The 20,452-nt window shown below is 69.5% G+C and carries 15 protein-coding genes, 2 tRNA genes and 1 pseudogene; 13 read left to right on the top strand and 5 right to left on the bottom strand.

The window, feature by feature from the left end:
* The first annotated feature begins 404 nt into the window (after nucleotides 1-404).
* From FN207_RS17665 to FN207_RS17655, 3 genes are all read left to right on the top strand, one after another.
* On the top strand, nucleotides 405-1,673 hold the full coding sequence (locus FN207_RS17665; protein WP_142459763.1) for a hypothetical protein: 1,269 nt from the start codon (nucleotides 405-407) through the stop codon (nucleotides 1,671-1,673).
* Nucleotides 1,674-2,033: 360 nt separating this feature from the next.
* A complete protein-coding gene (locus FN207_RS17660; protein ID WP_221888261.1) occupies nucleotides 2,034-3,293 on the top strand; it encodes an SNIPE associated domain-containing protein in 1,260 nt (419 codons plus the stop codon).
* Nucleotides 3,294-3,883: 590 nt separating this feature from the next.
* On the top strand, nucleotides 3,884-4,954 hold the full coding sequence (locus FN207_RS17655) for a hypothetical protein (protein WP_142459762.1): 1,071 nt from the start codon (nucleotides 3,884-3,886) through the stop codon (nucleotides 4,952-4,954).
* An 85-nt stretch (nucleotides 4,955-5,039) separates the two neighbouring features.
* On the opposite strand, the pseudogene FN207_RS17650 reads toward FN207_RS17655, so the two are convergent.
* The 3 genes and pseudogenes from FN207_RS17650 to FN207_RS17640 form a co-directional block, all read right to left on the bottom strand.
* Nucleotides 5,040-6,196: pseudogene (locus tag FN207_RS17650) on the bottom strand (IS3 family transposase).
* A gap of 148 nt (nucleotides 6,197-6,344) precedes the next feature.
* The gene (locus FN207_RS17645) at nucleotides 6,345-7,250 is read right to left on the bottom strand and encodes a nucleotidyl transferase AbiEii/AbiGii toxin family protein (protein WP_185938403.1); all 906 of its coding nucleotides are present in this window, start codon (nucleotides 7,248-7,250) and stop codon (nucleotides 6,345-6,347) included.
* Between the two features lie 11 nt (nucleotides 7,251-7,261).
* Complete coding sequence (locus FN207_RS17640; protein WP_142459760.1) at nucleotides 7,262-8,323, bottom strand: type IV toxin-antitoxin system AbiEi family antitoxin domain-containing protein; 1,062 nt, start codon at nucleotides 8,321-8,323, stop codon at nucleotides 7,262-7,264.
* A gap of 863 nt (nucleotides 8,324-9,186) precedes the next feature.
* Between FN207_RS17640 and FN207_RS26405 the strand changes: the two genes are divergently transcribed.
* The 3 genes from FN207_RS26405 to FN207_RS17630 all read left to right on the top strand — a co-directional run bounded on the left by FN207_RS26405 (nucleotide 9,187) and on the right by FN207_RS17630 (nucleotide 11,156).
* Nucleotides 9,187-9,327, top strand: coding sequence for a hypothetical protein (locus FN207_RS26405; RefSeq protein ID WP_185938402.1), 141 nt, complete (start codon nucleotides 9,187-9,189; stop codon nucleotides 9,325-9,327).
* 71 nt (nucleotides 9,328-9,398) lie between these two features.
* A complete protein-coding gene (locus FN207_RS17635; RefSeq protein ID WP_142459759.1) occupies nucleotides 9,399-10,154 on the top strand; it encodes a DUF6338 family protein in 756 nt (251 codons plus the stop codon).
* A gap of 432 nt (nucleotides 10,155-10,586) precedes the next feature.
* The gene (locus FN207_RS17630) at nucleotides 10,587-11,156 is read left to right on the top strand and encodes a hypothetical protein (RefSeq protein WP_142459758.1); all 570 of its coding nucleotides are present in this window, start codon (nucleotides 10,587-10,589) and stop codon (nucleotides 11,154-11,156) included.
* Between the two features lie 432 nt (nucleotides 11,157-11,588).
* Here the strand turns inward: FN207_RS17630 and FN207_RS17625 are convergent, their stop codons facing one another.
* On the bottom strand, nucleotides 11,589-12,443 hold the full coding sequence (locus tag FN207_RS17625; protein ID WP_142459757.1) for a hypothetical protein: 855 nt from the start codon (nucleotides 12,441-12,443) through the stop codon (nucleotides 11,589-11,591).
* Between the two features lie 427 nt (nucleotides 12,444-12,870).
* Nucleotides 12,871-12,944: transfer RNA gene (locus tag FN207_RS17620), tRNA-Gly, on the bottom strand.
* A 45-nt stretch (nucleotides 12,945-12,989) separates the two neighbouring features.
* On the opposite strand from FN207_RS17620, the gene FN207_RS17615 reads away from it, so the two are divergent.
* From FN207_RS17615 to FN207_RS17585, 7 genes are all read left to right on the top strand, one after another.
* A complete protein-coding gene (locus tag FN207_RS17615) occupies nucleotides 12,990-14,441 on the top strand; it encodes an amidase (RefSeq protein WP_142459756.1) in 1,452 nt (483 codons plus the stop codon).
* Nucleotides 14,442-14,455: 14 nt separating this feature from the next.
* A tRNA-Pro gene (locus FN207_RS17610) sits at nucleotides 14,456-14,529 on the top strand.
* 85 nt (nucleotides 14,530-14,614) lie between these two features.
* Entirely contained in the window at nucleotides 14,615-16,093 is a 1,479-nt protein-coding gene (gene tig, locus FN207_RS17605; protein WP_142459755.1) for a trigger factor, read from the top strand.
* A gap of 309 nt (nucleotides 16,094-16,402) precedes the next feature.
* Nucleotides 16,403-17,038 (top strand): ATP-dependent Clp protease proteolytic subunit, encoded by a 636-nt coding sequence (locus FN207_RS17600; RefSeq protein ID WP_425459854.1) that lies wholly within the window; start codon nucleotides 16,403-16,405, stop codon nucleotides 17,036-17,038.
* Nucleotides 17,039-17,056: 18 nt separating this feature from the next.
* The gene (locus FN207_RS17595; protein ID WP_110007178.1) at nucleotides 17,057-17,686 is read left to right on the top strand and encodes an ATP-dependent Clp protease proteolytic subunit; all 630 of its coding nucleotides are present in this window, start codon (nucleotides 17,057-17,059) and stop codon (nucleotides 17,684-17,686) included.
* Between the two features lie 306 nt (nucleotides 17,687-17,992).
* Nucleotides 17,993-19,267: an ATP-dependent Clp protease ATP-binding subunit ClpX gene (clpX, locus tag FN207_RS17590; RefSeq protein WP_110007177.1), complete on the top strand. Its 1,275-nt coding sequence runs from the start codon at nucleotides 17,993-17,995 to the stop codon at nucleotides 19,265-19,267.
* A gap of 192 nt (nucleotides 19,268-19,459) precedes the next feature.
* A complete protein-coding gene (locus FN207_RS17585; protein ID WP_246066142.1) occupies nucleotides 19,460-20,374 on the top strand; it encodes a DUF559 domain-containing protein in 915 nt (304 codons plus the stop codon).
* The last annotated feature ends 78 nt before the right edge of the window (nucleotides 20,375-20,452 follow it).

Here is a 20,452-nt window from a genome sequence, read left to right as displayed (position 1 = left end):
CGGCTAACAGCGCCTGATTGCACCGCACGCTGCACGCACGCGCGTTCGACTTCTTCCCGGCCATGTCCCCGCCGCAGTGAGCGCAAGCCCGCGCGTCTTGGGCGTCCTGGGCGTCCGGAGGCAGTGCGGCCACGTTCGTCAGGCTAAGCGGGCGCGCTGCTGCGTCGGTTCAACTCTCCCCTCGCGTGGCCCGGAAGAGTGCAGCACTGTGCGGTGGTGCAGGCCCCACCAGCCGGCGCGGGCGGAGATCTCTCCACCACAGCGGCACCAGGAGCACCGTGGGCTACGCGGTGTCCTCCTCCACCTACGCGCTGTCGTCCCCGTGACCTACTGTCCGATCCGGAGCCGTACCGCAATCGACGGGGTAGTGGGCGGCCGCACGGGATCTGGCACGGAGGTAGGTCATGGCACGCAGGCGGGGCTTTTTCGCCGAGATGGCGCACCAGGCGGCGGTCGCGGAGAAGAACCGGCAGCGCGCACACGCCGCCGCCGTCCGCGCCCAGGCCCAGCGCCAGCGGCAGGCCGAGCAGGCCCGCCGGCAGTATGAGCAGGCCGTGCGCGCAGCCGAACGGCAGTCGGCGCACGAGGTGAAGATGGCCGAGATGGAGCGCCAGCGGCTCCACCGAGAAGCCCAGGAGGCCGAGGTAGACCGCCTCAACGGCGAGCTCTCCCTGCAGCTGGCCGACATCGACAACCTGTTGGCCGCCACCCTCGACGTCGACGACTTCGTCGACCTGGAGAAGCTGCGCACCGTCGTCGAGCAACCGCCGTTTGAGTCCCGGTACAGCACGCCGATCCCGCCGCCGGCGCCGCTGCCGGTGCCGCCGCAGCCGGTCTACGTCGAGCCCGAGGCGCCCCGCGGGGTTGGTGCCGTGCTCGGCGGCAAGAAGAAGCACGCCGAGGCGGTCGCCGCCGCCCAGGCCGCGCATGCCCAGGCTTACTCGGCGTGGCAGCAGGCCGCCGCGGCGGTGCCGATGCAGCAGCTGGCGCAGATGACTGAGCATCAGAAGGCCGAGCAGGCCCGGCTGTCGAAGCTGGCGTTCGACCAGTCCCGCTACGAGGCCGACTGCGACCGGCGCCAGCAGGAGGCCGATGCGGCCAACGCCGACCTCGAGGTGCTGATCGACGGGCTGCGCCGCGGCGCCCCGGAGGCAGTCGAGGAGTATCTCGGCGTGGTGTTCGGCAACTCCGTCTACCCGCCGGAGTGGCCGTGGCCGCCGGCCCACCGCTACGACGCCACCGGCCGGGAGCTGGAGATCCAGCTGCACTTCCCCGCCCCGGGAGACCTGCCGACGGTGCGGCAGTACAAGTACGTGCGCGCCGGTGACCAGATCACCGCGACCGAGCAGCCGCAGAAGGAGCAGCGCGACCGGTTCGCCCGCCTGGTCGCCAACATGACGCTCCGGACCCTGCACGAGGTGTTCGAGGCCGACCGCGGCGGGATCGTGCAGAGCATCTCGCTGATCGGCTCGGTGTCCCACGTCGACCCGGCCGCCGGGCGGGACACGGCCACGCCGCTGATTGCCGTCGCCGTCGACCGGAGCACCTTCGAGAGCATCGACCTGCGCCGCGTCGACCCGGCCGAGACGCTCAAGCACCTGGGCGCAGTGGTGTCGAAGAACCCGCACGCGCTGACCCCGATTCCTCTGGCCCCCGGCGTCCGCGCCCACTGACCGACCCGTACAGCGAGGCGATCTGCAATGCACGGCTTCCGCTTCAACACCCCGCCGGGCTGGCCGGTCGCTCCGGCCGGCTGGGTTCCTCCGGAGGGATGGGTGCCCGACCCGAGCTGGCCGCCGCCCCCGCCCGGCTGGGCGTTCTGGGTCCCCGAGGCGGTCGCGGCCTCGCCGACCCCGCCGCCGGTGACACCACCGGTGACGTCGAGCGCGGCCGCGAGCACTGCACCGGATCCCGCGCCGGCCCGGACCGCCTCGACTCCGGCGGCACCCTCGTCGAGCCCGGGCGACACGGCCGCAGCCGTCGGCACTGGGACCAGCGCGCCGACCGCCGCGGTGCCGCCCACGTCGCCTGCCGTGCCGGCGACGCAGGCCGCGGGCAGCGCGGAGGCCGACGCGCGGGTTGAGGCGCTGGAGGCCGAGCTGGAGCGGCTGCGCGGGCTGTTGTGGGAGGCCGGCCGCAAGGCCCGCGAGCAGACGGCCGCCGCGGCAGCTGCCCCGGCTCCTGTTCCTGCGGCGACTGCGGCGTCCCCGCCGGTGTCGACGGCCGCTCGGGCCGGTGACGACTTCGTCGAGCTCGACGACGCGCGGCTGCTGCAGCAGGTCGGCATATACCACTACCACCACCCCCTCGAGCACGCCGAGGCCTACCGCCAACGGCTGGCCGAGCTGCGGGAGCAGATCAAGGAGACGGTCAAGGCCGGGCGGGCGATCGAGGCCTCGGACAAGTTCTCCTACAACAACTCCCTGGCGCTGGGCCGGAAGATGACCGCCGACCTGTCCAAGCTCATGCTGCGCGCCTACAACGCTGAGGCCGACAACTGCGTGCGGGCGCTGCGCGCCGGTGCGCTGCCCGCGGCCACCAAGCGGCTGACCAACGCCGCCGACGCGATCGCCAAGCTCGGCACGATGATGGAGATGCGGGTCGCCCCGGCCTACCACGCGCTGCGGATCACCGAGCTGGAGCTGACCGCCGACTACCTGTTCAAGCAGCAGGAGGAGCGCGAGGCCGCCCGCGAAGAACGCGAGCGGCTGCGTGAGGAGCGCAAGGCCGAGGCCGAGCTGGCCGCGCAGCGGGAGAAGCTGGACAAGGAGCGCGCGCACTACGCCAACACCCTCGCCGCGCTGCAGGCCCGCGGGGACATCGCCGAGCTCGCCGACGTGCAGCGCCGCCTGGCCGAGATCGATGAGGCCATCACGCAGAACGACTTCCGCGCCGCGAACATCCGCGCCGGCTACGTCTACGTCATCAGCAACGTCGGCGCGTTCGGACAGTCGGTCGTCAAGATCGGTATGACCCGGCGGCTGGAGCCGATGGACCGCATCCGCGAACTCGGCGACGCCTCCGTCCCGTTCCCCTTCGACGTGCATGCGCTGTACTTCTCCGACGACGCGATCACGCTGGAAAACGAGCTGCACGCCGCGTTCGCCGCCCGGCGGCTTAACCACGCCAACCCGCGCAGGGAGTTCTTCTTCGCCCCCCCCGAAGAGGTGCGCGACGTGCTCGCCGAGAAGGTCGGCAATCTACTGGAGTACGCGGCTCAGCCAGAGGCCGAGCAGTACTACCAGAGCTTGTCGAGCTGGCCGGCCGACGCAGGTGGTCACCTCGGACGATGACGGCTCGAGGAAGCCGGGAGTATTCGCAGCCGTCCAGGGGAGGCGTCGCGCCGGTCCTTGCGCGTCTCGGTGGATACTCAGCCCGCCCGTTTGCGCACCGACAGCCGAAGAGCAACAGGCCGGATCGAAGAGTGTTGAGCGCCTCGAAGAGCGACAGAACGGTCAGCTGCGCTCGACCTCACAAGGGACAGTTCAGAGCCTCGTCCGCAGTCCACGCGATTGCCCCATCGTTGATTGCGTACACAGGCAGGTCGGGCCGCGAGTCGGGGTCGCCGCCAGTCTAGCCAAGTTCGATCAAGTGAATAGCTAAGAGCCCGTGCCTTGTTTGACCCCCGCCGCCCGGTACGCACGTCGCAGAGACGCACTCTCGTGATCCGACTGACCTGTCAGGCTTCCGGAGAAGGTCTGGAGGACCTTCCAGACGGCTCGTGCAGGCCCTTGGCGACGCCTGCTTCCCCTCCACTGGTCATGAATTGATCGCGCTGAGGCGGTCAATACGGCCAGCATGGGTGGCTGTTGTGCTACCGCACATCAAGTGTCCCGCGGCGCGGTGGACGACGGTCTGGCGAGAGCCGTGATAATAACGTTCGGTGACCACCACATCACCCGAGGCTTCGCCCGACGCCACCCTAAGTGCGTGGCGTGATGCTGAGTGCGGCATTTCACCTGAAACCGGATCACTCAAACTTGGCTGGCTTTATACCGTCATTACAGCCGGAGCGCTACCCGTAGCCTCTCCCTACTTCTTGCTCAGCACCTTATTGCAGTATCTGCGCGTTCTGTACGTGAAGGTGCGGAGCAGTGCAGCAACTTACGGTTCAGACACTACGCTTGGATTCGACCTAGTTGCCTCTCTGGTGATTATACCGCTCGCGGGCCTAATTTCCACGACCGGTGTTAGTGTCGCGCTTTTTATGCTTTCGGAGGAGGATCGAGTCACCTGGCAGTCGAGCGGTTGGATTGTCTTGATAGGAACCGTGTTGATTACGATTAAGTTGATCTGGTTGACGGCTCGCACTTTGAGTCGACACAAGAGCGGTGCGGAGGTTCTCGTTTTTGAGGAGAACGTCGAGGTCGAGGCCGCCATCGATCAACTGCGCGAATGGCGCGGTAATCGCGTACCCGGCTACCTTCCGGGACGCTTCAAGGCTGCCGATACTCTGGCGATGGAAGCGGTCGTAAAGGATATCGGTACGGTCGAGGCTCCAAGACTACGCCAAGCACTTGCATGCCTGGCAGCGCATCGCGTGGACCGCTTGCAGCTCATAGTGATTGCCGTCGGCGGCGTCGGCTGGATCATTTGTCCACTCCTCTGGCGTCCCGACACTTATCGGTGGTGGCTGATGGCGCTAATAATCCTCGTGGCCTATGCATTGCTTGCCCTCTCACTCGGCGTGACCGTTCAGTCGCTGTACTTTGACCGCCTACGTTGGCTGAAGCGATCCTGGGTCTTGTGGAAACGAAAGGCCGCACCGGAGCAACCCGAGGTCGCGTCGGGGAGTACGTTGACCGTTCTAACTGGTCAGGTTGCAGAGTTGGCGGATAAGGTCGATACGCTCCAACAGCTCCTTGCCGAGCGAAAGAACGGCCACCCGCGCATGTGGGTGCCCTGGAAGGCTCGGTCCGGGTCTTCGCGGGCCGGCGCTGGTAATCGACGGTGACATCGATCGCGCTGGCTTGCGATGGGGATTGCCCCGACTTCGGTTGACTCGCTTCGGTCGGGCCGTGAGCGGCGTTGGTCAGTGTCTAGAAGTCGATGGGCATGAGTCGTCCGAGGCGTCGTTGCTGGCGGCGCCGGTGGTAGGTCTTCTCGATCCAGGTGATGATTGTGAGCCGCAGGTCCTCACGGGTGGCCTAGCGCTGCCGGTCCAGGATGTTGCGCTGCAGCAGGGCGAAGAAGGACTCCATCGCGGCGTTCTCTCCGCAGGCGCCGTCGCGGCCCATCGAGCTGGTCAGGCTATTGTTCTTCAGCGCGGTTACGAAGGCGGTGGAGTCCGGTCTGGCTGCCGCGGTCGGAGTGCACAATCGTGCCGGCCCTCCTGCGGAGGGCGATGGCGTTGCGCAGGGCGGTCATGGCCAGTGTCGCGGTCATCCGGCGTCCATGCAGTGGCCGACGATCCGACCCGAGTGCAGGTCTTCGATGGCGCATAGGTAGAGCTTGCCCTCAGCGGCTGGGTGCTCGGTGATGTCGGTCAGCCCGACCGCGTTGCGTGCTGCGGCGGTGAACTGGCGGTTGACCAGATCGTCGTGCACCGGCGGGCCGGCTTTGCGGTTCAGGTCGCCCTTCTTCGCGGACAAACCAGATTCGCTGCGGGGAGCACAACCGGGCGACCCGGTTGTCACCTGCGGCCAGCCTGTGTTCGTACAGCTGGTCCGCGATGAACCGGTAACCGAAGGCGGGATCATTGGAGTGGATGCCGACCACGGCGTTGATCAGGTGCGCGTCTTCCCAGTCCCGCTGCGAGCCGGGGTTAGCGCACCACTTGTAAAGGGCCTGCTTCGAGAAGCCCAGCACCCGGCAGGTCGCCGCGACGGGGATGTGCTCGGCGGCGAGTTCACGGATCAGCGGATGGACCACTTTGGGAGGACGTCGCGGGCGAAGTAGGCCGTCACCCTTCGCAGGATCTTGTTGCTTGCTCCAACAGCTTGTTGCGGCGGCGCAGCTCTCGCAGTTCCGCTGAGTCGTCCTTCGGCCCGCCGCCACCGGCGTCACTCGAGGCTGGAGGCGCCAGGCCGTCCTCGCGGTCTGCGATCTTCAGCCAGCGCTGCAGGCAGGTCTTGGAGACGCCGAAGTCCTTGGCCACCTGGCCGAAGTCCTTGGCCACCTGGGCGACCGGCGCCTCGCTCTCGCGGGCCACAGCGATCACGTCACGACGGAACTCCGCCTGATACGGCTTGGGCACGATGCTGATCCTTCCGGCGAGGCCGTAGCCTCACAGGCGAGGAGTCAACCGAACCGGGGGCAGTCCCTGCGTAGACGTATCCCGGGGGCGGGGTCAGGCCGGTGCATGAATCGACACCACCGAGCAGGAATATGGGCCGGGGGTGCCGTTAGGTGGCGGATTGCCACTGATGATTGTCCGGATTCCACTGCATGCCGGTGACCTCTCCCGCGAGGACCGGGTCGAGGCACCGGGCTACCGCCGTCAGGGCCTGGGGGAGCGTGTGCAGTTCCGTCGGAACCATGGTGGGGCGAGCCACCTTGGGATATCCGGCGGTCCACGTCCTGTCGGGCGAGATCAGGGCCGTGGGCAGGTTCAGGGCGCGGCGGGAGGCTTCCTGCGCGAGTGCCTCGCCGAGTGCGTCGCCGTTCAGCGTGAACGCCTGGGTAATGAGGACGAGGTCGACCAGGTCACGGAAGCGGGTCGAAGCGATCTGCCGCGGCCCGTGCTTTTCGTACATGGCGCAGACCTTGTCCGCGACCTGATCGGCCAGTGGGTAGAGGGTGAACTCGGGGAGGGGTGCGACGCTGGGGATCTCGATGATCGGTGTCGGCCGGTAGCGCTCTACCTGGGCGACGAAGTTCAGCTTGGTGGACAGATCGATGGGAAATCGGCCGAACTCAGTCGCCCCGAGGTAGGCAGTCACCGGGATCTGCGCGCCGTCGACGAGGCCGGTCATGAGGACGGGCGCACCGAGCACGAAGCGGAATGGGTCACCGACGTCGGTGGCGGCGAGCGTTCCGAGTTCCTCAGCTGCTGCGGTGAGCGTCTCGGTTCGGTGCAGGAGGTCGATGTCTTGGCTGTGGCGGGCGCCGGGAAGTCGGGCGAGCAGCCCGGTGCCGCCCTTGAGGATCCAGGGGCTCGCCGGATCGGCGAAGACTCGGGCAAGGAATCGCTGCAGCAGGTACTCGCGCTCCAGCTGGTTGAAGGGGCGTCCGCTCTGCTGCGCTTGGGTCTTCAGACGGTCACGAAGGGATGCTTTAAAGGCGGCTGGGTTCTTGGCGGGTTGGGTCATGGGCGCTGGTCTCATTCCGGTAGCTCGTGGCGCGAGTGACCGGCTGCCTGCGGTGTCGTGCCTGCCTCCGGGTCGATGGGGTGATCAACCGTGTCGGGGGGATCCACTGGCTGGTCACTGATGGCAGGTGCGTCGACTGGCAGTGAGAGTGCCGACGTCAGGTGCTGGGCGAGAAGTCGTTGAAGGTCAGAGGTCACCGGTGCCACTGCTGCGGCCACCATCTGCTGAAGTTTGGCCGTCACCGGGGCGAGCGCGGCTGCCGCTGCCGTCTGCACGGAGTGCTTTGTGGGCTGCAGCGATGCCAGCGCTTGCTCCAGCAGGGCTTGTGAGGGCCGCAGTGCGGTGGCCAGGGCTTGCTGAGCCGCCTCCATGGCGGCTTGATCGGGTGCCCCGCTCAGCAGTTGTCCGACCGCGCGGGTGCTTCTGGGTACACCAGCCTGCTGCAGGAGCTGCTGGAGCAGTTGGTAGCCGTGGCCGGGCTGGGCTCCGTACCGGTGCGCGACCGGGTTCAGGACGGTAACGATCTGATCGACGTCGGCGTGCTGGGTGAGGACCGCGTCGCGGACAACGCCGGCCAGATGCCCGCCGTCGACACCGGCGTGGGCGAGGTCGCCGACGGTGACGGGAACGGTCGTCACCGGTAGTCCGTCGATGACCGTCCACTCCTCAGGTGTGAGGTGACGACGGTGCAGGCGAATCTGCGCGTCTCGGGTCTGCTTGCGTTCGGCGAGACTGAAGTTGAAGGTGTCCGCCTCAAGATCGCCTAGGGCGTGCAGGTCGGCCGCGGACTGAAAGGACACTACGGCGACACCAGGATCGCTCAGCCGCTCGTGCACAGAGAGTTCCGGCGCCAGGCTGAGCCAGGCAGCCTTAAGCTCTGTTCTGCGGTCAGCAGGGGCGCCGGCGAGTCGGTACACGCCGTGCCGCAGTCGGTCTAGCGCACCTTGGTGGGTCAGTCGGGCCAGCTGCTGGGTGGTGACCCCGACCTGCCGCGCCTGGGATGACGTAAGCAGACCCCACTGCTCGCTAGCAAGATCACTGAGGAGCGTGAGCCCCTCGGTCGACGTGGACATACTGCAATACTACTCGCCAGCGTTAGCTTTGCAGTAACGAACGCTACTTTCGTAGGCAGCGGATGTCGCTATCGATCGACGTGTACAGCGTCGCTGTCGACGCCAGTGCGCTCGTCAGCAGCAGCCCATGCGCCCCCGGTGCCCCGGCGCTCCCGACCGGGGTGCCCATACAGGTTGCGCCTTCTTAGCCCACCGAGTCCCTGCTTGCTGGCCCTGCCCTGCAGGACGTCCAGGACGCGGTCGGCCACGCCGATCCCACACACCACCCGCCGCTACAACTGCAGCCGGCACCGCCTCGACCGCTCGCCCCCGACCTGACCTGCTGGGCAACGGCACTCCTCGGCAACGGGCTGTCCCGGAACTATCAGCACCAGCGGCTACGGTGATTGGCTTATGTTTGAGCCCTATATCTAGGGGTGAAGGTGGCCGACGATGCCACATGTGGTGCATCGGTCGGTGTGTCGCGCCAACTCGTCACGCCAGTGTGGTCTCATCACTACAGACAGCACAAAGCCCCGGATGGTCCGGGGTGGACCGTCCGGGGCTTCGCGGATCCTCTTGGCCGAGGGAACCGCGAGGTTACAGGTCCTTGAGTTTGGCGTACCCCGCGCCACGCTCGAGCGGAGAGCCAGGAGGCTGTCGGAGAGGAGGACACCATGGCTCGCGTGGTGCGGACGACGAAGGTCGTTCGCGTGCCGGTCAAGGTGACCCGCACCGTCAAGATCACGATCAAGCCCGTCTGACGGGTCGTTCTCAGTCGACTGAGGAGCTCACGCTCGGGTCCTAACGTGCTTGCCGCTGGCTCTGTCGGCGAGACGTCAGGCCCTCTACTACCAAGGCCCTCATCTCGTAGGAGGAACACCATGGCCGCGAAGAACCGCACCAGCGCCAAGGCCGCCACCGCGGCGTCGAAGGTGCTGCGTGATGGGCGCACGTCGAAGGCGTCGAAGACCGCCGCCGGCAGCGCTCTGTCGCAGACCCCCGCCAAGCGCAAGGGGAAGTGACAGCCCGCGGCGGGGGCTCCAGCCCCCGCCGCGGTGCCGCGACGTGACAACACCCCCAGGAGTTCCGCAGCGTGCTCGTCCCTACGTCGGTGTTTCAGCTTGCCGCCGTCTTGCTGCTCATGCTGCCGGGCATCGTGTACACCGCGGTGCGTCGCCGGCTGGTAGGACCAACGCCCGAAGACCAGGCCTTTAGCGTCCGGCTGACTCGCGCCCTCGCTGTCAGCGTGGTCTTCGACATTGCCTACGTCCTGATCGCAGGACCGTGGCTCGTCGACCTCTTGAGTCCTCGGCCCGGCTCCAATGACGCCCTGAGCGGCCTCACCAACCGGCCACGGGTGGCTGCCGCAGTAGCGCTCCTGCTGCTGATCGTCGTGCCCACCGCGATAGCCGCGCTGGGACAGCTCCGGCTGCGCAAGCCCCTGCTGGGCGAGCGGCCGCTCGCACTGGCTCCGGTGTACCACCCAACGCCCTCAGCATGGGACCAAGCAGCGCTTGAGCGTGGCGGCGCCTTCGTTCGGGTGTTCACCGAGGACGGGCACTGGGTGGGCGGCTGGCTCGGCGCGGGCGCCTACGTCTCCACCTACCCCCAGCCGCGGGACCTCTTTATCGATGAGGAGTGGAAGCTGGGCCCCGCCGGGGACTTCCTGGAGAGAGTTCCCGACAGCCTTGGGGTGTTCGTCCCGCTCACCGGCAAGGAGCGGGTTGCCTGGATATCCGCGCCGGCAGACCAGACGACGCCACCCCGGCTCCCGGTCCACCGCCGACTGCTCTCCCGACTTTGGGCGCGCTGGCGACGACGCCGCGGAAGGCATACGCCCGCCAGCTGACGAGGTGTGCCGCCCCTGTCCGGGTACACGGCTGGCGCCTCTACTCAGCCTTGGCCTGTCCCGATCCGCCAGTCGGCCCCCGCTCCGGCCCGCGGGAGGGCTGAGCCACCGGAGCCGGTCGCCCACCCTTCTTTTCCCCGGGGGCCGACACCGTGGTGCGCGGGGCGGCACCGCCGGTGAACCCTCGCGGACTCGCGCCGCGCTGCTGTCGGTCCTCAGCCACAACAATGTCCCTTCGTCCCTGATGTAGGTGCGCCCGTTGTCGTCACCGCTGCTGGGCGCAACAGCTGCCAGTGTCCCCTCCCTTACCGACAGTTCGCAGTCCATCGACGCTCCCAGCCCACCGGTTCCGTCGACCGGCGGGGTCGCTGCCGGGGTAAGTCGAGACAGAACCCTGCTGTCAGTAGTCAGGTCGACACTGACGGTGTGCTTGTGACGGGAATCGAAACCGCTCTGGCGAGCCTCGGCTCAGCCTTCGCCACCGAGGCCGCCAAGGCCGCCACTGCTGGCCTGACTGCCGGCCTAGGCCGGCGTCCTCGCCGCTCGATCCGCCGAACCACCTATCAGGCGCTAATCGTGAGCTGCTCACGCGCCCGGCAGCGCATCGCCAGCGTGCTGGCTGTTCAACAGGCACGGCTCAATCCGTTCGACCCGGTAGCGGTGGTTACCGGCTTCCCGGTCGTGGTTACCGTCCTCGATCGAGTCATCGCGGACTTGGCCGACGTCTCCGAAGCCTTCTGCGCCGTGCAGGCCCTAGCACCCAACGACGTCGCCCGCGGCGCCGAGGAACTGCTCACGACAGTGGGACAGCTGTTGGCTCATCCCGATCCCGGCTGGCACCGTCCCCGACAACGCCGCGAAGCCCGTCGGCAAGCTCACGCTGCAGGCGAGCGCTACGACGCCGCCCTCAGCGAGTTCGGCCGCCTGGCTCACGCCGACGCCGCACCCAGCCGCAAGGAGCGGCGTGCCGCCCGCCGACGCGGGACTCCACCGCAGACGTAGGGCCCGTCAGGGCGGCGGCCGCTTACCCCCGTCCTGCCTTCCCTTGCACAGAGATGGGCGCCCGAGCCCGGCCGACTAACGCGGCCAGCCCGGGTTTGGGCTGTCAGCCGACGCTCAGCTGAGCATGCACCGCGTGGCCGTGGGCAGTCCGCGCGTCGCGCAGCTCGGCCAGAGCCGCCCGGGCTTCAGCCTGGACACCGGTGACACGTCCAGAGCCGACCCAACCGCCGGTGCAGCTTCGCGGATGATTACGCGCAGCCGCGACCCGGTCGGACATCATCGCCCGGGGAGCTGATCGGTAAGCGCTCGACGACTACGGCTCGGCGGGGGAGGTTGGCTCCCCACGCCTTCGGGCCGGGCTTCCATGGCCCGGAGAGGGCGAGGTACGGGCGGGCGGTACCGAGAAGTTCTGCGATCAGCCCTCGTGCAGGGTCAGGACTGGTCGCCGTGTGGTGAAGCGCAGCGCTGCTGAAACATGTCCAACGCAGCCTTGGTTAGCTGGTAGGCAGACCCCGCGACCATGCCCACCATCTCGATATTTGCGCCGTCCTGCAGGAGGGTGGCGCCTGGTTCAGCGCCAGGGGTCCGGGCCGCGCGGTGCAGCATTGGCCACAGCTTCCCGTGCGCGTCGCCACTGGCGATGCGCCAGCTGCTCCGGATGGCCTGATGAGACCACGGATCAGCGGCGGCAACGTAAGCCGCTGCCTCCTTGATGACGTCGGTCATGTTTACCTTCGAGAGTGTGTGGCCTCGTCGTTGCAGCTCGGCGGCCGTGTTGGTTTGTCGCTCCGTAGCTCGCGCGAGCTGCCCCTTGGCCGCTTGAACAGCCTTCAGCGGCAGTTTGTCGCGAAGCGGCGGCTCCAGGGCTTCCCGGGCGAGGTGCCGTGATTCCTGGAACTCCTCGTGGGCGACGATGAGCTGCCGCCGGACCCTCTCCGCCCGCAAGGGGGGTAGAAGGACCCAGAGCGTCTGTGCGGCGCCCATCAGCGCGGGGCGGATGAGGGACATGTACGGCGACGGCATCATCGTCCGCGTTTCCTGCATGAGCCGCCTGGCCGCCGCCAGGTGTTCGATCGCTGAAACCAAGCCAAGCCATGCCACGGTGCTCGCGGGCAGCAGTGACCAGGCGCGGTCGTCACCCGCGAGAGGACTGCCCGGAGCGGGTGCGGGCGGATCCTCAACCAAAGGCTCCCACTGGGACGTGATGGTGAACAGGCCCGTCAGCCGTCGTTCCCATGCCTCCCACTCCGGCGTCCGGAAGGAGTCGTCCCTCCGCCTGCTGGCCATCACACGAGGCTACGGGCCTGGGATCTGCCGTCCGCATGACACAGCGGCTGCAGGCGCTCACCGCGCCGAACGTCGTCTTCGCGCCTACCTCTCGCCGGCGACAAGGAACTTCAGTCCCCGGCGACTTCGGCGCGACGCTGGGGTTAAGGCCGACCGGTAGGTCTTCCTGAGAGCGACCGGATCGCTGTCCGGGCCAGCTGCCGGGTCGGCTTCGGCTACCTGCACCCTGTGACCCAAGTGGGTCAAGAGGCTCGGATCGGCGGCTGGAAAGGCTGTCCCACCAGGCCGTTCAAGCCGAGCGGCGTGACCCATCCATGACCAATGCAGCGGAAGACAGGGGTCCTGAAAGGGTTCAAACGGACAGTCCGGAGGCTCCTCCAGAGCTTCTCCAGAGAGCCTGACAGGCGGCTTGAGCTGCGGTTATGCGTGGAGCGGGTGACCGGGATCGAACCGGCATGGCCAGCTTGGAAGGCTGGGGCTCTGCCATTGAGCTACACCCGCGAGGTGCCGCCCCAGCGTAGCGGGCCGGGTCGATAGCGTCCGGGCGTGACCGAGCCCACTGAGCTGGACGCCACCGCACAGGCCGACCTGGTGCGCCGCGGGGAGGCCAGCCCCGCGGAGCTAGTCGACGCCGCCATCGCGCGCATCGAGGGCACCGACGGGCAGCTGCACGCCGTCCTCCGCGACCGGTTCGACGCGGCCCGCGCCGAGGCCGCCGGGGCGCTCCCGGACGGTCCGTTCCGCGGCGTGCCGCTGCTGCTCAAGGACATGGGCGCGCACATGGCGGGGGAGGAGACCGCCTACGGCCTGGCCCCGCTGCAGCAGGCCGGGATCCGCTGGCGGCGCGACAGCCACCTCGCGACGCTGTTCCGCGCCGCCGGCTTCGTCGTCCTCGGCCGCACCAACGTGCCCGAGCTCGGGACGACGGTCACCACCGAGCCCGCCGCCAACGCGCCGGCCTGCAACCCGTGGGACCCCAGCCGCTCCACCGGCGGCTCCAGCGGCGGGTCGGCCGCGGCGGTCGCGGCGCGGTACGTGCCGGTCGCGCACGCCAGCGACGGCGGCGGGTCGATCCGCATCCCGGCCGCCGAGTGCGGGCTGGTCGGGCTCAAGCCCAGCCGGGCCCGGGTCAGCCAGGGCCCTGACGTCGGCGAGGGCTGGGCCGGCGCCACGATCGACGGCGTCGTCACCCGCACCGTCCGCGACACCGCCGCGGTCCTGGACCTGATCGGCCGGCCGATGCCCGGCGACCCGTACGCCGCGCCGCCGCTGCCGCGACTGCTGCTCGAGGAGGTCGGCGCCCCGATCGGCCGGCTGCGGGTCGGCCTGCTCGATGCGCCGCCCGACGAGCGCATGCTCGACCACCCCGACTGCCGGGCCGCCGTCGCCCGGGCCGGCCGGCTGCTCGAGGACCTCGGCTGCGCCGTCGAACCCGCCTCGCCCGCCGCATTCGCCGACGAGCGGTTCTCCCGGCACTTCAACGCCACCATCGCCGCCGACACCGCCCGCACCCTCGCCGACTTCGAGCGGATCATCGACCGGGAGATCCGCGACGACGAACTCGAGCCCCGCAACGCGTACTACCGGGTCACCGGCAACCGGATGACCGCGCCCGAGTACCTCGGCGCCCGCGCCTGGCTGGGCTCCTGGTCCCGCCGCATGGCGGAGTTCTGGACGCCGGCCGAGGACGGCGGCGAGGGCTTCGACCTGCTGGTCACCCCGACCGTGGGTGCGCCGCCGCCGGAGCTCGGCTGGTTCACCGCCGCCGGCCCGCGCGAGGAGGGCCGGCGGATCTCCGCCTTCATCCCCTGGACCGCCCAGTTCAACGTGACCGGGCAGCCTGCGGTCAGCCTGCCGCTGCACACCACCGACACCGGCCTGCCGGTGGGCGTGCAGGTCGTGGCCGCCGCCGGGCGGGAGGACCTGCTCGTGCGGGTCGCCGCCGCGCTGGAGGAGGCCGCACCGTGGGCGGGACGGCGTCCGCGGCTGCCCGCCTAGACTCCGAGGGGCCACGGGGTGTGGCGCAGCTTGGTAGCGCACCCGCTTTGGGAGCGGGGGGCCGTGGGTTCGAATCCCGCCACCCCGACCCCGCCCCCGGCGTCTCTAGACTCGGGGGTCGACCCGGCGCCTGTCCCGGCGTCCCCTTCCGTCGTACGAGGAGCACTGCCGCTGTGAAGAGCACCATCGAGGAACTGGGCCCCACGCGGGTCCGGATGGCGATCGAGGTGCCCTGGGGGGACCTGGACCACGCCTTCGGTGAGGTCTACAAGGAGCTCAAGACGCAGGTCCGCGTCCCCGGCTTCCGCCCGGGCAAGGTGCCCAACCGCATCCTCGACCAGCGCATCGGCCGCCCGGTCGTCCTCGAGCAGGTCGTCCAGCACGCGATCCCGGAGGTCTACTCCGAGGTCGTGCGCGAGAACCAGGTCCGCGTCATCGGCCAGCCCGACATCGAGGTCACCCGCCTCGACGACAACGACACCCTGGCCTTCACCGCCGAGGTCGACGTCGCGCCGAAGATCGACCTGCCCCCGCTGGAGGACCTGTCGGTCACCGTCGACGACGTCGAGGTCACCGACGAGGAGATCGACCAGCAGGTGTCGGTCATGCGCGAGCGCTTCGCGATGCTGACCGGCGTCGAGCGGGCCGCCCAGGACGGCGACTACGTCTCCATCGACCTCGAGGCCCGCGTCGGCGACGAGGTCCTCGAGGACGGCACCACCAGCGGCATGTCCTACGAGGTCGGCTCCGGCTCGATCATGGAGGGCCTCGACGACGCCGTCCGCGGGCTGTCCGCCGACGAGTCGGCCACCTTCGAGACCCCGCTGCAGCAGGGCCCGCACGCCGGTGAGCAGGCGCAGGTCACCGTCACCGTCCGCTCGGTGAAGGCCAAGGAGCTGCCCGAGCTCGACGACGAGTTCGCCTCCACCGCCAGCGAGTTCGACACCCTCGAGGAGCTGCGCGACGACGTCCGCACCCGGCTCTCGCGGGTGAAGGTCATGCAGCAGGGCGCCCAGGCCCGCGACAAGCTGGTCGAGCACCTGCTCGAGGTCACCGAGGTGCCGATCCCCGAGGGCCTCGTCGACCGCGAGCTCGAGTTCCGCAACAACGCGCTGGCCACCGAGCTCACCAACGCAGGCATGGACTGGGACACGTTCCTGTCGATGTCGGGCACCGAGGGCGGCCGCGAGGCCTACGACGCCGAGCAGCGGAAGAACATCGAGGAGGCCGTCCGCACCCAGTTCGTCCTCGACGCGATCGCCGACGCCCGCGAGATCACCGTCGACAACGACGACCTGTCGGCGCAGATCATGGCCCAGGCCTCGCGCAACCGGATGAGCCCGGAGCAGTACGCCCAGCAGCTGCAGCAGGGCGGCAACATCGCCGAGTTCGTCGCCGACGTGCGCCGCACCAAGGCGCTGGCCCAGCTGCTCGAGCAGACGACGATCACCGACGCCTCGGGCAACGTCGTCGACCTCGAGTCGGTGCGCCCGCAGACCGTGCGCGCCGCCGAGGCGGCCCCGGCCGCCGACGACACGGACGCCGCCGACGCCGCCGAGGACGAGGCGCCCGACGCCGAGGTCGCCGACGCCGTCGCCGTCGAGGCGACCGAGGGTGCCACCGAGGACAGCTCGGACGTCACCAAGGCCTGACGAAGGACCCCGTCCTCCTCACCCCGAGCGAGCTCGGGGTGAGCCTCGGGACGGGGCCACCGACCGACGCCGTCCTGCCCCGCGTGTGCGGGGGAGGGCGGCGTCCGTCGTTCCCCGGCCGGCCGCGGGCGGGGGTCCGCTGCGCCGACGGCGAACAGGGCCCGCGCCGGGACTCCCGGCCCAGGGGTGCGCGTTAGGGTCGACGTGACTCGGGGCGGACGCCGGGGGTACGGCCCGGCCGGGCCGCCGGCCCCGCTCCCCGCCCACCGAGACCGACTCGATCCACCGCCAACGGAGGTCACACCACCCGTGAGCACCGACCCGAACCCGGCGTACAGCCCGCTGATGCGGGGTGCCGCCGGGGGGATGAACCTCAACGACTCGGTCTACGAGCGCCTGCTGCGCGAGCGCATCATCTTCCTGGGCACCCAGGTCGACGACGTCATCGCCAACCAGCTGGCCGCCCAGATGCTGCTGCTCTCGGCCGAGGACCCCAAGCAGGACATCCACCTGTACATCAACTCGCCCGGCGGCTCGGTCAGCGCCGGCATGGCCATCTACGACACGATGCAGTTCATCGACTGCGACGTCGCCACCTACGGCATGGGCCTGGCCGCCTCGATGGGCCAGTTCCTGCTCACCGCGGGCACCCAGGGCAAGCGCTACGCCCTGCCGCACGCGCGGATCATGATGCACCAGCCCTCCGCCGGCGTCGGCGGCACCGCGGCGGACATCGCCATCCAGGCCGACCTGTTCCGTCGCACCAAGCGCGAGCTCAACGAGCTGCAGGCGCAGCACACCGGCCAGTCGCTCGAGCAGATCGAGCGCGACTCCGACCGCGACCGCTGGTTCACGGCGCAGGAGGCCCTGGAGTACGGCTTCGTCGACCACGTGGTCAGCAAGGCCGCCATGACCGACAGCACCAACCCGGTCACCGACAACTGACGGTTCGGAGGAACTGACATGAGCTTCGAGATGCCCTCCAGCCGCTACATCCTCCCCTCCTTCGTGGAGCGGACGAGCTACGGCATGAAGGAGTCCAACCCGTACAACAAGCTCTTCGAGGAGCGCATCATCTTCCTCGGGGTGCAGATCGACGACGCGTCGGCCAACGACGTCATGGCCCAGCTCATCACGCTGGAGTCGGCCGACCCGGACCGCGACATCACCATCTACATCAACTCGCCCGGTGGCTCCTTCACGTCGCTGATGGCCATCTACGACACGATGATGTTCGTCCGTCCCGACATCCAGACCGTCTGCATGGGCCAGGCCGCCTCGGCCGCCGCGGTCCTGCTCGCGGCCGGGACGCCGGGCAAGCGGCTGGCGCTGCCCTACTCCCGCGTGCTGATCCACCAGCCCTCGGGCGAGGCCGGCGGCCAGGTCTCGGACCTGGAGATCCACGCCGCCGAGATCGAGCGGGTGCGCACGCAGATGGAGGAGATCCTCGCGCGGCACACCGGCCGGACGGCCGAGCAGGTCCGCTCCGACATCGACCGCGACAAGATCCTCACCGCGACCGAGGCCAAGGAGTACGGCATCGTCGACGAGGTCATCCAGAGCCGGAAGCTCAACGCCCTGCCCACGGCGTGAGCACGCCGTCCCCCGGACGGCGCGGGAAGAGTCGCGCGTGTCGCGGCCGTAACCCGTACCGTTCGGGGGGCAGTGCCGGGAGTGACGAGCGAGTCGGCCGTCCCCGGCGCACCGGGGCGTCGGACCCCCGCGGCGTCGGTGGCGGCAGGTACCGTCGGCGAGCGCCCGATCCCCGGCCGGCAGCGCCGGGAGGGTCGTCCTCGCGGCACCCGCCACCAGCGGGACCGAACACGGGCACATCAGTGACACATCATCCGCAGGTCCGTACCCCCGAGGACCTGCTTCCCCCGAGGTGGAGGTCAGCAGGTGGCACGAATCGGTGAGAGCGGTGACCTGCTCAAGTGCTCGTTCTGCGGGAAGAGCCAGAAGCAGGTCAAGAAGCTCATCGCTGGCCCCGGCGTCTACATCTGCGACGAGTGCATCGACCTCTGCAACGAGATCATCGAGGAGGAGCTCTCGGAGTCGTCGGACCTCAAGTTCGACGAGCTGCCGAAGCCCCGCGAGATCCACGACTTCCTCGAGCAGTACGTCATCGGCCAGGAGAAGGCCAAGCGCACGCTCGCCGTCGCCGTCTACAACCACTACAAGCGGGTGCAGGCCGGCGGTGAGCGCGCGGGCCGGGACGACTCGGTCGAGCTCGCCAAGTCCAACATCCTGCTGATGGGCCCCACCGGCTGCGGCAAGACGCACCTGGCGCAGACCCTCGCCCGGATGCTCAACGTCCCCTTCGCGATCGCCGACGCGACGGCGCTGACCGAGGCCGGCTACGTCGGCGAGGACGTCGAGAACATCCTGCTCAAGCTGATCCAGGCCGCCGACTACGACGTCAAGCGGGCCGAGACCGGGATCATCTACATCGACGAGGTCGACAAGATCGCCCGCAAGAGCGAGAACCCGTCGATCACCCGCGACGTCTCCGGTGAGGGCGTGCAGCAGGCGCTGCTGAAGATCCTCGAGGGGACGACGGCGTCGGTGCCGCCGCAGGGCGGCCGCAAGCACCCGCACCAGGAGTTCATCCAGATCGACACGACGAACGTGCTGTTCATCGTGGGCGGTGCCTTCGCCGGTCTGGAGAAGGTCATCGAGCAGCGGGTCGGCAAGCAGGGGATCGGCTTCGGCGCGGAGATCCGCGGCAAGAAGGAGATCGAGGCCTCCAGCGCCTTCGCCGAGGTCATGCCCGAGGACCTGCTGAAGTTCGGGATGATCCCCGAGTTCATCGGCCGACTCCCGGTGATCACCAGCGTCCAGGCCCTCGACCGGGACGCGCTGATCCAGATCCTCACCGAGCCGAAGAACGCCCTGGTGCGCCAGTACCGCCGGCTGTTCGAGCTCGACGGCGTGGAGCTGGAGTTCAGTGACGACGCCCTCGAGGCGATCGCCGACCAGGCCATCCTCCGTGGCACCGGCGCCCGCGGGCTCCGGGCGATCATGGAGGAGGTGCTGCAGTCGGTGATGTACGAGGTGCCCAGCCGCGACGACGTCGCCTCCGTGGTGATCACCAAGGAGGTCGTGCTGGAGCACGTCAACCCGACCATCGTGCCGCGCAAGCCCACCCGCGAGCGCCGCGAGAAGAGCGCCTGACGCGCTGATCCACCGCCGAGCGAGCCCGTCCCCGACCCCGGGGGCGGGCTCGCTCGCATGTGGAGGCCCGAGCGTGTGCGCTGACGCCGCATCCGGGGGCTGAGAACCCGGCCTGAGCGCACACGCTCGATGCCCGTCCACAGATCCCTGGGGCCGGGACACCGGTGGTCGCGCGCCGGTCACCGTCACCGGGTGACCCTCGACCCCACGGCCCTCGTCGGCCCGGACGGATGGACCACCTGGGAGGCGCTCACCGCGCGGGTCGACCGCGGCACGGTGGCGCGCTGGGTGGACGCCGGCCGACTGGTGCGGCTGCAGCCCGGCGTCTACACCCTGCCTGCGGTCGCGGGGGACTGGCGCCTCCGCGTCGAGGCCGCGGTCCGCGCCTGCGGCAGGGTGGTCAGCCACCGCTCCGCCCTGGCGCTCTGGGGGCTGGCTCCACCCGGTGGCCCCGTCCACCTCACCGTCGGCCACACCCGGAGCGGACGAGGGACCGAGGGCGTCGTCCTCCACCGCACCCGCGCGCTGGAAGACAGCATCCGGCGGGTCGAGGGCCTCCCTGTCTCCGCCCCCGAGCGCGCCGTCGTCGACGCGTGGGGCAGCCCGGCCGGCCTGTCCCGGGCCGCGGTCCGCGCCGCGGCCATCGACGCCGTGCGCCGGCGGCTCTGCCGACCGCAGGAGCTGCACGAGGAGATCGGGCGCCGTCCCTGCCTGCCCGGGCGCGCCGCGCTGGTCGACCTCGTTCGCCTTCTCGCCGAGGGGTGCCGCAGCGAGCTGGAGATCTGGGGCTGTCTCACGGTGCTGCGCGGTCCCGGGATGCCGCCGTTCACCCAGCAGCGGCGGCTCGAGGTGGCGGGGGAGGTGTTCCTCCTCGACGCCGCCTACGACGAGGTGCAGCTGGCCGTCGAGATGGACGGCGCCGCCTGGCACGGGTCCCGGGTGCAGCGCGAACGCGACATCCGCAGGGACGCCCTCGTCGCGACGGCGGGCTGGCAGACCCTGCGCTTCGGCTACCGGCGGCTGACCGGGGAGCCCGAGACCTGCCGCGCCGAGATCCTCGCCGTCCACCGGGTGCGGCGCCGCCTCCTCCGAGAGGGTGTGCGCTGACGCGGGGTTCCACGCCCCAGGATGCGGCCCCAGCGCACACTCTCGGCTCCGGGTGCCACGGCCTCGGGGGGCCGGGGG

The organism is Geodermatophilus aquaeductus (assembly GCF_900182545.1).
Classification (GTDB): Bacteria; Actinomycetota; Actinomycetes; order Mycobacteriales; family Geodermatophilaceae; genus Geodermatophilus; species Geodermatophilus aquaeductus.
This window is presented reverse-complemented; position numbering and strand designations above follow the sequence as displayed.

Coding starts and splice junctions, on each gene's coding strand:
- FN207_RS17665 (WP_142459763.1), top strand. CDS start 405: ATGGCACGCAGGCGGGGCTTTTTCGCCGAGATGGCGCACCAGGCGGCG.
- FN207_RS17645 (WP_185938403.1), bottom strand. CDS start 7,250: ATGACCCAACCCGCCAAGAACCCAGCCGCCTTTAAAGCATCCCTTCGT.
- FN207_RS17640 (WP_142459760.1), bottom strand. CDS start 8,323: ATGTCCACGTCGACCGAGGGGCTCACGCTCCTCAGTGATCTTGCTAGC.
- FN207_RS26405 (WP_185938402.1), top strand. CDS start 9,187: ATGGCCGCGAAGAACCGCACCAGCGCCAAGGCCGCCACCGCGGCGTCG.
- FN207_RS17625 (WP_142459757.1), bottom strand. CDS start 12,443: ATGGCCAGCAGGCGGAGGGACGACTCCTTCCGGACGCCGGAGTGGGAG.
- FN207_RS17595 (WP_110007178.1), top strand. CDS start 17,057: ATGAGCTTCGAGATGCCCTCCAGCCGCTACATCCTCCCCTCCTTCGTG.